Source organism: Thermotoga sp. RQ2 (genome assembly GCF_000019625.1).
Taxonomy (GTDB): Bacteria; Thermotogota; Thermotogae; order Thermotogales; family Thermotogaceae; genus Thermotoga; species Thermotoga maritima.
In genome coordinates this window covers 165,189-177,661 of record NC_010483.1, presented here as the reverse complement: position 1 = coordinate 177,661, position 12,473 = coordinate 165,189, and the positions used below count along the sequence as shown (strand labels likewise).

At 45.6% G+C, this 12,473-nt stretch carries 13 protein-coding genes and 1 tRNA gene; 1 reads left to right on the top strand and 13 read right to left on the bottom strand.

Going from position 1 to position 12,473, the window contains the following annotated elements:
• Positions 1 to 5 precede the first annotated feature (5 nt).
• Genes TRQ2_RS00930 through TRQ2_RS00900 form a run of 7 tightly spaced genes read right to left on the bottom strand, consistent with a single transcriptional unit; the run spans position 6 to position 5,777 of the window.
• Positions 6 to 431 carry a hypothetical protein gene (locus TRQ2_RS00930; protein ID WP_012310372.1) on the bottom strand — a complete coding sequence of 142 codons (426 nt, stop codon included), beginning with the start codon at positions 429 to 431 and terminating at the stop codon, positions 6 to 8.
• Entirely contained in the window at positions 431 to 817 is a 387-nt protein-coding gene (locus tag TRQ2_RS00925) for a hypothetical protein (protein WP_004080971.1), read from the bottom strand. The genes TRQ2_RS00930 and TRQ2_RS00925 overlap by 1 nt, the downstream gene beginning before the upstream one ends.
• Positions 814 to 2,022 (bottom strand): S41 family peptidase, encoded by a 1,209-nt coding sequence (locus tag TRQ2_RS00920; protein WP_012310371.1) that lies wholly within the window; start codon positions 2,020 to 2,022, stop codon positions 814 to 816. The genes TRQ2_RS00925 and TRQ2_RS00920 overlap by 4 nt, the downstream gene beginning before the upstream one ends.
• Positions 2,019 to 2,807 (bottom strand): tRNA (adenine-N1)-methyltransferase, encoded by a 789-nt coding sequence (locus TRQ2_RS00915; RefSeq protein WP_012310370.1) that lies wholly within the window; start codon positions 2,805 to 2,807, stop codon positions 2,019 to 2,021. The genes TRQ2_RS00920 and TRQ2_RS00915 overlap by 4 nt, the downstream gene beginning before the upstream one ends.
• Positions 2,792 to 3,238, bottom strand: coding sequence for a GerMN domain-containing protein (locus TRQ2_RS00910; protein ID WP_004080964.1), 447 nt, complete (start codon positions 3,236 to 3,238; stop codon positions 2,792 to 2,794). The genes TRQ2_RS00915 and TRQ2_RS00910 overlap by 16 nt, the downstream gene beginning before the upstream one ends.
• On the bottom strand, positions 3,235 to 4,113 hold the full coding sequence (locus TRQ2_RS00905) for a DUF4941 domain-containing protein (protein ID WP_012310369.1): 879 nt from the start codon (positions 4,111 to 4,113) through the stop codon (positions 3,235 to 3,237). The genes TRQ2_RS00910 and TRQ2_RS00905 overlap by 4 nt, the downstream gene beginning before the upstream one ends.
• Complete coding sequence (locus TRQ2_RS00900; RefSeq protein WP_012310368.1) at positions 4,110 to 5,777, bottom strand: nucleoside kinase; 1,668 nt, start codon at positions 5,775 to 5,777, stop codon at positions 4,110 to 4,112. Before TRQ2_RS00900 ends, TRQ2_RS00905 begins: the two co-directional genes overlap by 4 nt.
• A gap of 60 nt (positions 5,778 to 5,837) precedes the next feature.
• Here TRQ2_RS00900 and TRQ2_RS00895 point away from each other — a divergent pair.
• Positions 5,838 to 5,911: transfer RNA gene (locus TRQ2_RS00895), tRNA-Gln, on the top strand.
• A 34-nt stretch (positions 5,912 to 5,945) separates the two neighbouring features.
• Here TRQ2_RS00895 and aglA read toward each other — a convergent pair.
• The 6 genes from aglA to TRQ2_RS00865 all read right to left on the bottom strand — a co-directional run bounded on the left by aglA (position 5,946) and on the right by TRQ2_RS00865 (position 12,471).
• Entirely contained in the window at positions 5,946 to 7,355 is a 1,410-nt protein-coding gene (gene aglA, locus TRQ2_RS00890) for an alpha-glucosidase AglA (protein ID WP_012310367.1), read from the bottom strand.
• 89 nt (positions 7,356 to 7,444) lie between these two features.
• Positions 7,445 to 8,107, bottom strand: a complete 663-nt coding sequence (ubiE, locus tag TRQ2_RS00885; protein WP_012310366.1) for a bifunctional demethylmenaquinone methyltransferase/2-methoxy-6-polyprenyl-1,4-benzoquinol methylase UbiE — start codon at positions 8,105 to 8,107, stop codon at positions 7,445 to 7,447.
• Positions 8,104 to 9,180, bottom strand: coding sequence for an NAD(P)/FAD-dependent oxidoreductase (locus TRQ2_RS00880; RefSeq protein WP_012310365.1), 1,077 nt, complete (start codon positions 9,178 to 9,180; stop codon positions 8,104 to 8,106). The genes ubiE and TRQ2_RS00880 overlap by 4 nt, the downstream gene beginning before the upstream one ends.
• A 6-nt stretch (positions 9,181 to 9,186) precedes the next feature.
• Positions 9,187 to 10,383 carry an FprA family A-type flavoprotein gene (locus TRQ2_RS00875; protein WP_012310364.1) on the bottom strand — a complete coding sequence of 399 codons (1,197 nt, stop codon included), beginning with the start codon at positions 10,381 to 10,383 and terminating at the stop codon, positions 9,187 to 9,189.
• Positions 10,384 to 10,395: 12 nt separating this feature from the next.
• A complete protein-coding gene (locus TRQ2_RS09930) occupies positions 10,396 to 11,103 on the bottom strand; it encodes a class I SAM-dependent methyltransferase (RefSeq protein ID WP_012310363.1) in 708 nt (235 codons plus the stop codon).
• A 3-nt stretch (positions 11,104 to 11,106) separates the two neighbouring features.
• Positions 11,107 to 12,471, bottom strand: a complete 1,365-nt coding sequence (locus TRQ2_RS00865) for a glycosyltransferase (RefSeq protein WP_012310362.1) — start codon at positions 12,469 to 12,471, stop codon at positions 11,107 to 11,109.
• Positions 12,472 to 12,473 lie beyond the last annotated feature (2 nt).

Genomic DNA, 12,473 nt, shown 5'->3' with positions numbered 1-12,473 from the left:
TTCCCTCACCTCATCCATGAGGAGATCTTCCATATGAAAAGGCAAAGCGCAGATGCTCTCACAAGTGAAATAAGAATCAAATTTTTCAGCTCCAGCTTCCTAAAAAGGAACAAAGAAGCGAAAAAGAGAATCAAAAGAGAAATTCGAACATCCAGAAACGCAGAAAGAAGGGGTAAGAAAACGTATGGAGAAAGTGCCCACATCATCTCTGCTGGTGCTCTGTTCGTTATCGTTTTGTAGAGCCCGGATATCGAGAGAGAATAGAGAAAAAACAAAAAGAAATCCTCGAAAATCTTCAGGAGAATCCTGAGCGAGTTGTACACCATCGCTATATCGTTCCAGAAACCAACAGCGTTCACAAAGAACACCAGGATCGGCACCAGAAAAGAGTACTTCTTCCCTGAATCGTCCAGATTTATCAGGTTCAGCATCATTTCACCTTCAAAATGAAGTACATCCCGCTGGAAAAGAAGTATTCTACACCATCTTCTGTGGTCTTGATGGACAGTCTCTCACCCGTCTCTCTTTTCACCACGTTGATCGCCTTTTCAAAGTCTGCTCTGCTCCTGAAAACAAAAGCCTTCCACTCCGGATAGTACTCGGCTTTCTCCACTTCCTTCAAAACCTCGCTCACCAGGATCGATCGGTTGAGTTCTATCTTCATCTCTTCAACGGTTTCTTTGAAGGGTGTTTCAACGACAACATCAAAGGAAGGAAGTCTCTCGATTCTCTTCCTTTCGTTCTTGAAAGATACGTCCACAATCAGTAAAGCCAGAGTTACCACAAACAGGATGAAGAGAAATCCGTTTCTCGTCATTTTATCTTCTCGAGCAGCACCTCAAGACCTTTTTTCACGAATGGATCCTTTTCTGGATCTACTTCTATCTGTTCTCTGGTTTCTGCATGGAGTTCCTCCTCAACGCTTTCTTCTACCAGGACATCGGGCTCTATTCCGATCTTGTGAATGTCCTTTCCAGATGGTGTCAGGTAGTGAGCCGTTGTGAGAAAGAGAACCCCACCATTGCTCAGTGGGAAGCCCGTCTGTACTGAGCCCTTACCGAAGGTTTTTCTCCCAACAATGGTTGCAATGCCGAGGTCTTTGAGCGCTCCCGTCAGTATCTCGGATGCCGAGGCCGATCCTTCGTTCACCAGAAGTACTATCGGTACGTTCGGATAGCTGTTTCCATAGGATTCGTAGACGTCTTCTTCTCCGAATCCGTTTCTGACCTTCAGAATCACACCTTTGTCGACGAACATGCTGACGATCTTGAGAGCGACATCGAGGTATCCACCGGGGTTGTCCCTCACATCGATTATCAATCCCTTCACACCCTTTTCGAAGATCTTGTCCAGAGCGTTTTTCATGTCGGAATCTGCTTTTTCTCCGAAGCGTGTGATCCTGACGTACCCGATACTTCCTTTTTCCGTTTCTATGAAGGAGTAAAGCACCATCTTTATCTCGATCTTCTCCCTCACGATGGTGAAGGTGAGTTTTTCACCGTCTCTGAGAACCTCGATCGTGACAGAGGTTCCGGGTTCTCCTCTCAGGTTGTTCACGGCTTCCATGTAGGTCATCTTGGACACGGGTGTGCCGTCTATGGTTATGATGAGATCACCCGCTTTGAGTCCAGCCCTCCAGGCGGGAGTGCCATACATAGGAGCCACTACCTTTATAGCGCCATGTTCCGCATCGTAGGTCACTTCTATTCCAAGCCCACCGTACTCTCCCTTCATTTCTATCTGGTTTTCACGGTAGGTTTCTGGGTCCTGGTAGTAGGAAAAATCGTCTCCCGTTCCCTTCACAAGGCCGTCTATCGCGTGGTCTATGAGCTTGTTGATGTCAAGCTTGTCCGCTTCGTAGTAATAGTTCAGGATGTAAGAAAGCGAATCAAAGAACGGCTCCAATGCCTTGTTCACTTCTTCTACGGTGAGATTCGTTTTAGCAGAACCCCCGAGAAGAAGCGCAAGAACGAGTACTACTACACTGACGATAGCAAACTTTGAAATCTGGTTCAGTCTCATTCTGTTTCCTCCCTTCTGCACACTTTGGTGGCGAATATCATGTACGCAGTATGGGCAACCATTCTATCCACCGGTCTCAGTCTTTCCGGAACTGGTTTGTACGGTCTGAAAAGACTTTCCCACACTTCTATCCTTATGAACGGAAGCTCCTGGAGTTTTTTCAGGGTTTCCTGGACTTGGTTTGTCGTTGGACATACGGTTGCGAACCTACCACCGCCTTTCAGAGCTTCCCAGCACTTATCGATGTAGTTCCAAGGATCTGGAACATCCAGGAACAGAGCGTCCACATCTTTTTCATCGAAGCCTTCGGAGATGTCCCTCACCTTTATTGTAACTCTTTCTATCAACCCCCACTTCGTTAGATTACTTTCGGCGAGCTTTGCGAACTCTTCTCTTCTCTCGTAGGCGAAGACTTTCCCCGAACTTCCAACGGCCCGCGCGAGCACAGCGCACATGGCACCGCTTCCCACACCTGTGTCGATGATCCTGTCTCCCTCTTTCACATCGAGCATCATCGCGATGAAAGATGAATCCTTTGGATAGACTATCTGGGTCCTTCTTTTCATGTTCATGATCTCGTCGATCAGGCTGGGTATCAAAATGTACCCCTTCTTTCCTGCGGACGTTCGTATGATTTCTCCAGGACCTTTCTCGAACACTTCGTTCAAATCGATGATACCGAGATGAGTGTGAAGCTTTTTATCTTTTTCGAGATCGACCAGAAATTCGCTCTCATCTTCGAAAGAAAGCAGTACTCTGTCTCCAGGCTTCAGCGTATCGGCCACTTTTCCCACACCTCTCTTGGAAAGCTGAATCTGATGTCCACGTGCTTCGCGAGAACATCTCGTTTCTTTCCATCTATTATGATGTACACGTTGTTCACACCCTTTACGTTCAGAAAGGTCGTGTAGAGCACCTGATGGAGGAAGTACCTCTCCGAATCAAAGTTCATTCCCTTCAATTTCTCTCCATAAAAATCGAGAATGAGGTAGTCACCTACAAAGAAGTACGCTCTCAGAACACCTTCTGGAACGAAGGTTTTCAATCCCTCGGGTGGAGAAGAAAGTGCTTCGAAGATTTCGAGAACAGGATTGTCCCTTCCCTCCGTAACTTTCACAATGGGAAGGAGATCTTCGTTCAGATAACAGATCTTCAGTTCAACGGAGAAAAGAACGGATGCCATCAAAAAAACAAGAACAAAGACGCTTTTCCTCATTCCGCCATCAACCTCTCAACGGTATTCAGAAATACGGGCATTTCGTCTTTTCCCTTCAAAAGTACGATCATCCCGATAACACCAACGGGTATATCGTACACAGGACATTCTTCGAGTTTGTAGCCCAGCTCATTTGCCATCTTCCTCGCAAGCTTCAAAGATTCTGAATATGCGGGAAGATCCAGCCCGTTCAGGTCTTTCGAAAAGCTCCTCACGATTATTCTTCCATCACCGTAACCCACGAGAAAAACGACATCCTTCTCGTACGGATCGACCCTTTCACCGAAGGGTTTCACAACGTATTTTCCTACCGATTCGGCGGACAACAGAATCCTGAACTGGCCATCACTCTCGGCCGTTCTTTCGATTCTGACGTTCTCTTTCTCGTAGAGAACTTCCTCGGGCATCTTAACGACTCCTCTGAACAAGAGCCAATCTTTTGCAATGATTCTCACAGAGTCCTGAGTTTGTTCAACGTCGAAGTTCTTCTCACCTTCGAAGTACACAACTATGGTCCTTCCCATCTCTTCGATCGAGTTCACACGACACGTTATGATCTCCACACCATCGCCGGTTTGAATGTAATCCACTCCGAAGAGTTTCAGGGTTTCCACCGGAACCCCAGGAGACGGCAGTTTGCTGTTGTCGAGTATGTAGAGGTCTTCAACGTTTGCAAGAACGTGCCCGTTGTACTCGAGGTACCTCATACTTCCCACAGTCCCAGTGGAAGGTGGGGTGACGTCAAACACCCTGGAGTGGATCTCCAGAAGCTGCAGCAGATCATCGAAATTCAAAAGAGTCGCATCGAGTGTGATTGTCTCCGCAAGCAAAGTCACAGAAAAGATAGCAAAGAGCAGTATCAACCTTCTCATCAATATTTGAAGATACTCCTTCCTATGAACTCTCTGAGGATCGATTTATCGGGAATATCTTCTATGTTCGTGATCGGAAGGAAGAAGTCCAGAAGTTTCAGAAGTCTCAGCGCTTCCGAGTACTCTGGAACATCTTCCGGAACTTGAACGAGAAGCGGTTCAGCGAATATCCTGAGCACTGGTATTTCGTAAACCAGGGCCGAGTTGAACATCACATCGGCCTCTTCCTGGAACGGGAAGATGTTTCTTTCTTCACCCTTTCTGACGTTTGGCCACATCTTCAATGTATCGTACGCGGTGTGTCCCCGGAACTTGTAGTCCCTCACGATTCTTCTGATGAGCCGCGTGTCCGTTGTTGTGACTCTGTTGTGATCGTCTATGTTCAGCTGAGTCAATGCACTCACGTATATCTTGAACTTTTGCTCTTTCGGTATTGAGGCCGTCAGACGTTCGTTCAGACCGTGTATTCCTTCGACGATGATGATGTTGTCCTTCTCCAATTTGAGCGTGGGACCTCTCATTCTCTTTCCGGTCTTGAAGTTGAACTTCGGCAGGACCACCTCTTTTCCAGCCAAAAGATCCTGAAGGTTCCTGTTGAAGAGTTCTATGTCGAGGGCCTCTATCGAGTCGAAATCGTAGTTTCCGTTTTCATCACGCGGTGTTTTTTCTCTGTCCACAAAGTAGTCGTCGAGGGAAATGGCAACCGGTTTTAGACCGTTCACTCTGAGCTGGAGTGAGAGTCTCTTGGCGAAGGTGGTCTTTCCCGAAGAGGAAGGACCCGCAATCAGAATGAGCCGTTTTCTTTTGTCTTTTGCGATTTCATCCGCTATGTCTGAGATCTTCTTTTCATGAAGTGCTTCGGAAAGAAGCATAAGGTCAGCCACGTGCCTTTCCCCACGGGCTATGATATCGTTGAGATCGGATACGTACTCGAGTTCCAGAACGTTCAGCCATCGGGCGTATTCGAGGAACACCTGGGAGAGTTTGGGCATGTGGATGACGGGAAGCTCTCTTGTTTTTGGATCCGGATGGACAAGAACGAGCCCCTGATTGTAGGGCTGAACATCGAAAACGTCAATCCTGCCGGTGCTCGGTGGAAGATATCCGTAGAAGTACGCCCAAAAACCATCGCAGTGGTAAAGCTTCACGGTTCTCTTCTTTCTGTACTTGAAGAGGTTGACCGTTTTCACAAGTCCTTCCTTCATTAATATCTCCCTTGCTTCGTCTTTGTAGAACGTTCTCTTCTCAATAGGCAGATCTTTCTCGACGAGTTCTCTCATCTTATCTTTTATGGCGAACACCTGATTCTGATCGGGAACGATTAATTCATTTCCCTTATAGATTTCGCAGTATATCCCCTTCCCGAGTGAGTGAAGGACCTTCAATCGCCATTCCGAATTCAGTTTTCTCACGGCGAGACTCGCGAGGAAGACGAGTCCTCTCTGGTATATTCTGAGTCCGTCGGGATCTGTGAGGTCTAAAAATTCGAGTTCTCCGCTTCTATCGGGTGTTCTGAAGAGTTCTATTATCCTGTTGTTCACCCTCGCAGCCAGTATTTTGTACCTGTAGTACTTCTGGTACTCTCTGGCTATATCGAAGAGATTTTGATTTTCCTCGAGAACGATCTCTCTCCCGTCCAGTTTTGAACGAAGTGTGATCTTTCGCATGCCGTTTTCCTCCCTTGAAGGAGCTTTCCTACAGTGGTAAAATTATAGCATGGAAAGGGTTGGGGCGTGGCCAAGCGGTAAGGCGGCGGACTTTGGATCCGCGATCGGTGGTTCGAATCCACCCGCCCCAGCCAGAAGAAAAGCCCCCGATCAGGGGGCTTTGTTCTTTCAGAGTTTCTCTTTGTAGTATCTCCTCAACTCTTCGTTGAACGGCAGGTTGAAGATCTCATCGAGCACTTGCACGATCTGCTCGTAGGATTTTGTCCTTGGGTCTCTGATGAGAATCTCTTCGAGCACCTTTCTGTCCCTCGAGATGTATGCTTCTAAGTTCCACTCCATTCTCAGAATCCTGGGCCACAGATAGAAGATCTTTATCCGGTGGGTGAGATCGGGTTCCACTTTCTCTCTGTGGATTCCACAGCAGTCCACCCAGACGGGAAGTTCCATCACGAGGTCATCGGGAAAGTCCTTGAGCGTTCCCTGGTTCTCTACGTTCAGGAAGAGTCTCACACGTTTGTTGTTCGCTATCGCGTTTATGAAAGGAATGTGCTGTTCTCCACTGAGTTTCCCTTTCGGGAAGATCTCGGGATGTTCTTCTGTGAGTTTCATGCCTGGATGGACCTCTTCTGCGAGTTTTATGAGGCGCTCTCTTGCTCTTCTGAGCTGTTCGTGGAATTTTGGCCTTTCCACTTCGTTGTCTATGCCACCGAACTTTCCAAACCACTTCTTCTTCGTCTCCAGGTTGTAATGGTATTTCCAGGTACCGTTCCTCACGGTGTCACCTATCGGAAGCATACCGTAGAATCTGTACATGTCCATCGCGGCAGGAGACATCTGTGTGTCCCACGGATTCTTCGGCTCCCACTTTGGTAGCTCTTTCTCTATCCACTCATCAAGGAGAGGATAGGCATCTTCTCCTCTGTATCTGAACCTGTTCAACCAGATACCGTGGTTCACACCTGCCACCTGCCAGTCCACTTCCTTCGGATCGAGACCGAGTCTTTCGAAGACTTCGTAGACCCCGGCAACTCCGTGGCAGAACCCCACTATGTTCGCACCGGTCCACCTTCTCACCGCCTGTGTGATCTCGAAGACGGGATTTGCCGTCTGCATCAAGTACGCTCTGGGTGCCATCTTCTTCATCTTCTCTGCGATTTCGAGGGCGAGCTTCATGTCGGGATAAGAAGAAAGAACGTAGGTGTAGGTGGAAACCATGTTCAGTTCCTGACTGTCGATGCCTCTGTAGTAGCCGTGTCTTTCACCGACATCTGTGACCTCGTCCCATCTCTGAGAGCCGCTGTCGTGGTACCTCGGATCGTAAGGATAGGCGGTGTTTATGATGAAGTCTGCTCCATCTATGGCTTCATCCAGACTGGATGTTTTTACGATCTTCACAGGAGAGTTCAGCTCTTCCACGTACTTTTTCGCGAGAGTGTAAGATGCATTCAGTCTTTTTTCGTGAACGTCCATGAGGTAGACATGGGTGTCTCCTTTTGAGAGCTCTTCGGTCTGAGCGATATCTCCCACAAGCTGAAGTGCGAACCTCACGCTTCCTGCTCCGATGATGGAGATCTTCATGATTCTGCCCCCTTATGTTAAATTCGTTTCTGAGACGAATTAATTATCCGAGAAAATTCTATCAGCTTTCGCAGGTGATCCCAAACGTCTCACAAGATCAAATCGCCAATGAAAATTCCCGCTACAGAGAAGAAAAGAGGTTCAAAACTCGCCTTGAAGCCTTCCTCTTTCATCATCTCCACTATTTGATCGGGTCTCAGAAAATTGAGAACGGAGGTGGAGAGATACCTGTAGGCGTGAAAATCCCCGCTGAGAAGACCCCCAACGAATGGAACCCAGGTCTTCAAATAAAAAGAGTAGATCTTTCCCGTGAATCTTTTGGTGTTAGGTGGAAGGAGTTCAAGGATCACCAACCTTCCCTTTCTTTTGAGAACTCTTCTGCACTCTCTCAGGACTCTTCTTCTGTCTGAGAAATTTCTGAAGCCGAAAGCCACGGTGATGGCATCGAAACTTCTATCGTAGAAAGGAAGATTGTGAGCGTCTCCTACGATGAACTCTCCATCTTTCAATCTCTTTTCTGCTATTTCCAGCATCTTCGATGAAGAATCCAGGCCTGTGATTTCGAGATGCGGTGCTTTTCTTTTCAGGAGTCTGGCTACATCTCCGGTTCCTGTGGCAAGATCGAGGACCTTTTCTGGATTCACCTCAAGGATGAGTTCCACTACCCGTTTTCTCCATTTTGTATCCATACCAAAAGAGATAATCCTGTTCAAAAAATCGTACCTTTCCGCTATTCTGTCGAAAAGCCTCATCGCGTGCTTCTTAGTCTTTCCTCCCACTCCCTGGCTTTTCTCACGTCGGAGAGAACGACCACACCGACGATCTTTTCATCTCTGTAGAAAGCCTTTGTCTCGCTGTCGATCCACTCTCCTCTGTCTGTGAGTTCTCCAACTATGGCTATGGGAAAGTCTCCGAACTTGAAATAAGAGGATCTGAAACGAAAGTCGTACTCGTCGGGTATGCCCTTCAACGTGTTTGCCAGAACTCTCGCGTGTGCCATGGCGGCTTTCGCCGTTCCGCAGATGATGCCTTCGTATTCCGCACAGTCTCCGATGGCGTATATATCAGGTTTTGATGTCCTGAACTTTTTGTCCACCAAGATGCCTCTGTTCACATCAAGCCCGCTCTCTTTTGCGAGTGACACCTCCGAGACTATTCCTATGGAGCAGAGAATCACCTTCGCCGGTATCTCTTCTTTGTCTGTGACGAGAACATCGTTTTCTATTCTCTCCACGTCCCTGCCAAGGTAAAACTCCACTTTGTGTTTTTCGAGCTCTTTTTTTATTCTCTCTGTCAGTTCTTCGTCCAGTCCCATGAGACGGGTCATTTTCTCAACCACTTTCACTTTGATACCCTGTTTCGACAGATTCCCTGCGATTTCAAGGCCGATGAACCCTCCGCCGATGATGAGAAGATCCTTTTCTCTTTCCACCGCCTCTTTCAATCTCTTCGCATCCTCTATCGTCCTCAGAGTGTACATTCTCTCCCAGCCGGGTATTTTGAGTGTTCTCGGCTTTGCACCCGTTGCGAGAACGAGAACGTCATATTCAAGGGTTCCTCTGTCTGTTTCGAGAATTTTCTTTTCCGAGTCTATCCTTTTTGCATTTGTACCAAGAAGGAGTCTTATACCCTTTTTTTCGTACCAGTCGATCGGATAGGGAAAGAGACTTTTTTCTTCCGCCAGTCCCGCGACGTAATGGCTGAGCATGGGTTTCGTGTAGTAGGGCACCGTTTCTCTTTCCACGATGGTGACCTCGTGTTCTTCTGAGAGCTGTTTTGCGAGTTCAACCCCGCCGGGACCGTTTCCAACGATCACTACTTTCACAGTTCATCACTCCAGTTCTTTTTTGAGGAGAGATATCGCCTCTTCGATCTTTCTCTCATCCATGTTTGAACCTTTTATCTCCGTGAAGGAGAGAATTCTGAACTTCGTTTCTTTCAGAAGCTCTCCTGCTGTTCTCTCGATGGATGGAGCCCAGCCGTGCACTCCAAAGACGAGGACGGGTTTTTCGTAGTTCGCTTTATCTATTATCTCGAGAAGGGTGAATCTCATGAGTGGATGTATCTCTGCTTCGTAGGTGGAAACACCGAAGATCAGTGCTTCACTGTCCGGGATGTCTTTCAGGATCTCGCTGATCGCGGGTCTCTCTTCGTCGGAGAATTTGTACACAACCGGTGTGAAACCTTTCTCCTTGAGAGAGTCGATCGCCTTCTTCATCACGTTCTCGACGAAGCCGTACATGGAATCGTAGATCACCGTGACCTTTCCTTTTTTCGGATCTCCCTTTGCAACACTCACGTAGTGATTCAAAAGTCTCTGAGGATCTTTCTTCCAAATCAGTCCGTGCCCTGGAAGGAGCGCCTTTATCTCCAGACTGGAGAGCTTTTCTGCACCTTCGAGGATGTAATTCTTGTAATGTCCTATCACTGTGACGATGTACTTTGTGACGTGGGGAAGGTATCTTTCCACAACGCTCTCGTTTGAGTCGTCCAGGATCTCTGGGAGCAGGTATCCACCGCCCACATCACAGCCGAAAAGAATTCCATCAAGATACGTCACCATCGTGTCGGGCCAGTGAAGCCAGGGAGTCATGACGAATTTGAATTTTTTCCCTCCGATTTCCTTTTCTTCTCCATCCTTCACAACTGTCACGTCTTTTATACCGTAGAATCCTTCAAGGAGTCTTTTTCCAAAATTCGAAGCAATTATTTCCACATCGTGTCCGATCGCTTCGAGTGTTGCAGGAAGTGTTCCGCTGTGATCAGGCTCGGTGTGGTTCACAACGATGTGGGTGATCTCCTTAGGATCGACGATCTTGGACAGAATGTCGATGAACTCTTTCGCGTAGTTCTTCTTCCAGCCGTCTATCAGAACGTTGGCATCATTCAGCTTCACAAGGTACGCGTTGTAGCTGATCCCTTCAGTTATTTCCCAAACAGCCTCGAAGTACTTTATCTGATCGTCGTCTACTCTCAAAATGAAGATTTCCGGATCGTCGAAGATCTTTTCAGTCCAGATTTTGGACATGCAGGACACCTCCTAAGTAAATTTTCCAATGACAACTATGTTTTCTCTGAACAAAGGAGATTTTTGTTTTATTTCGTAATAGATTGGATTATAGTAACTATCAACCAAAAAGAAATTTTCAACACTTATACCAGCAACGGTTAGTACTTTAGAAATTGTGTAGACTGTGAACCAATATCTGTGATCACTATTGATAACTTCTTTGTCTTTCATGGCGCTGAGGAAATTCTCAAGTTTGAATGCATTTGGAACAGTAACTATGATTCTATCTGAAATGGAAGCAAATTTTGCTTTAATATTTTTTAAGAAATTAACAGGATTATCTACATGTTCAAGTACCTCCGGAATGAGAATATAATCCCATTTTTCTGCTTTTATCTCTGGTGGTAGTTCGTCCTTTTCCACATCTAAACAATACAAATTTTCTATAGAAAATTCTTTTCGAATAAACTCTACCATCTCTCTATCAATGTCGATACCTACGCACTTTTGGGCCTTCTTAAGAATTCTACCATGAAGCCAGATGTTGTTTTGTATTTTCTTAACAATTAAATCTTTATGATCAGCGAAACCAATATGGACAACCTTTTTTTCTTCACACAATTTCTCGATTAATTCTATTCTCAATATATAAGGCATTGATTGTACAGTTATCTCTAAGTTGTTTGAAAACAAATTACCTTTCAGAAAATCAACAAGAGAATTTTTTTTATTAGACATGGTTCATCCCCCTTTATTTTTCAGAAGTTGCGAGATATTGAGAATCTGTCGTTCCATGGCCCAAGAGTCTTCAATATACGTCCTGTAAGACAAGCTGTTGTATTCTTCTGAAAGCAAGTTTGGAATCTCAAAGATAAAGTTATAAACTAGTTTTTCAGGCCACTGCGTTTTTGCCCCAGCGTAGTTATGTATAATAGGTTTTATCCCTTTTGCCATCGCTTCAGCAATGTTGTACCCGAAGCTTTCATGAATACTCGTTGAAAGCAGATAATTTTTATCTTCAAGAAAAGCGTTCACGTCCTCGACCCAGCCGTAGAGTTTTACGTTCTTTTCAAGGCCTGCGTTTTTGATAAAATAGTAGAAATAGTGTGCATATGTTGGATCTTGGAAATCTCCAGCTATGTGTAAAGTGTATTTTTCATCTACTTTTTTTAGCATACCTATAACCTGAAGCCACATAGCGGGTTCCTTGCGATGATTTATATGAGCAACAACAGCAATATTAAAACCGGGACGTCGTACTCTGAATTGAAACCTGTTAAGATCCAAACCGTTAGGAACAACTTCAATTCTATCTTCTATGAGTTTATAAATATTTGATTGGTATTTTTCGAGGACTTCTTTCATATGATCGGCTACAAGAATAAGCTTATCAATGTTATTCCAATTGATCTTCTGCACAAACGGAGTAAAGGCTTCATATCTGTGCAATCTACATATGATCTTTTTCTCATCCTTCGGCAGTTTATTCGTTATCTCCACTGCCATTTCGTTCGCCCATTCGAGCCAGACGATATCTGCCCAATCGTACGCTTCCTTAATCTGCCTGCCATCTGTTGTAACTACGAGTTTCACATCGTAGATGTTCGACAAAATCTGAGCTATGTCTTTTATGAAGTTGTCCAGACCAGGAAGGCAAAATATGGCAAGCTTTATGTCTTTTTTGAACTGGTCTCTCAATATCTGATATTTCTCTTTCATTTCCGGTATATTGGAAAGTTCCATTGCCTTCTTATAGTAATGAAGAGCCATCGCTGGATTGTTTTGCTTCAACTGTGTGTCTCCAAGCATGTCGTAGACTTCCCACGTTTTGCTGTTGATCCTTGTCAGATACCTCCAGGATTCGAAGTACTCTTCCTTTTCAAAGAGTACCTTTGAGTAGTTGAAAAGAACATCATCGTGAACTGGATTGGTGTCGAGGGCTTTCTTGAAGAACTCGAGTGCTTCGTTGATTTTGCCTTCGTAGTAGTGTATGATTCCGAGTGAGTTGTATCTTTCCACTTCATCTTCTATCTTTTCAATCAGTTCTTTTGCTTTCGAGAATTCTTTTTGTTCTATCCTTTTTCTTATCTCTTCAAAGATGTCCATAA

What these genes read in the sequence shown, in the direction of transcription:
- TRQ2_RS00930 (WP_012310372.1), bottom strand. Translation starts at nt 431, where the DNA reads ATGCTGAACCTGATAAATCTGGACGATTCAGGGAAGAAGTACTCTTTT.
- TRQ2_RS00925 (WP_004080971.1), bottom strand. Translation starts at nt 817, where the DNA reads ATGACGAGAAACGGATTTCTCTTCATCCTGTTTGTGGTAACTCTGGCT.
- TRQ2_RS00920 (WP_012310371.1), bottom strand. Translation starts at nt 2,022, where the DNA reads ATGAGACTGAACCAGATTTCAAAGTTTGCTATCGTCAGTGTAGTAGTA.
- TRQ2_RS00910 (WP_004080964.1), bottom strand. Translation starts at nt 3,238, where the DNA reads ATGAGGAAAAGCGTCTTTGTTCTTGTTTTTTTGATGGCATCCGTTCTT.
- TRQ2_RS00900 (WP_012310368.1), bottom strand. Translation starts at nt 5,777, where the DNA reads ATGCGAAAGATCACACTTCGTTCAAAACTGGACGGGAGAGAGATCGTT.
- aglA (WP_012310367.1), bottom strand. Translation starts at nt 7,355, where the DNA reads ATGAAGATCTCCATCATCGGAGCAGGAAGCGTGAGGTTCGCACTTCAG.
- ubiE (WP_012310366.1), bottom strand. Translation starts at nt 8,107, where the DNA reads ATGAGGCTTTTCGACAGAATAGCGGAAAGGTACGATTTTTTGAACAGG.
- TRQ2_RS00875 (WP_012310364.1), bottom strand. Translation starts at nt 10,383, where the DNA reads ATGTCCAAAATCTGGACTGAAAAGATCTTCGACGATCCGGAAATCTTC.
- TRQ2_RS09930 (WP_012310363.1), bottom strand. Translation starts at nt 11,103, where the DNA reads ATGTCTAATAAAAAAAATTCTCTTGTTGATTTTCTGAAAGGTAATTTG.
- TRQ2_RS00865 (WP_012310362.1), bottom strand. Translation starts at nt 12,471, where the DNA reads ATGGACATCTTTGAAGAGATAAGAAAAAGGATAGAACAAAAAGAATTC.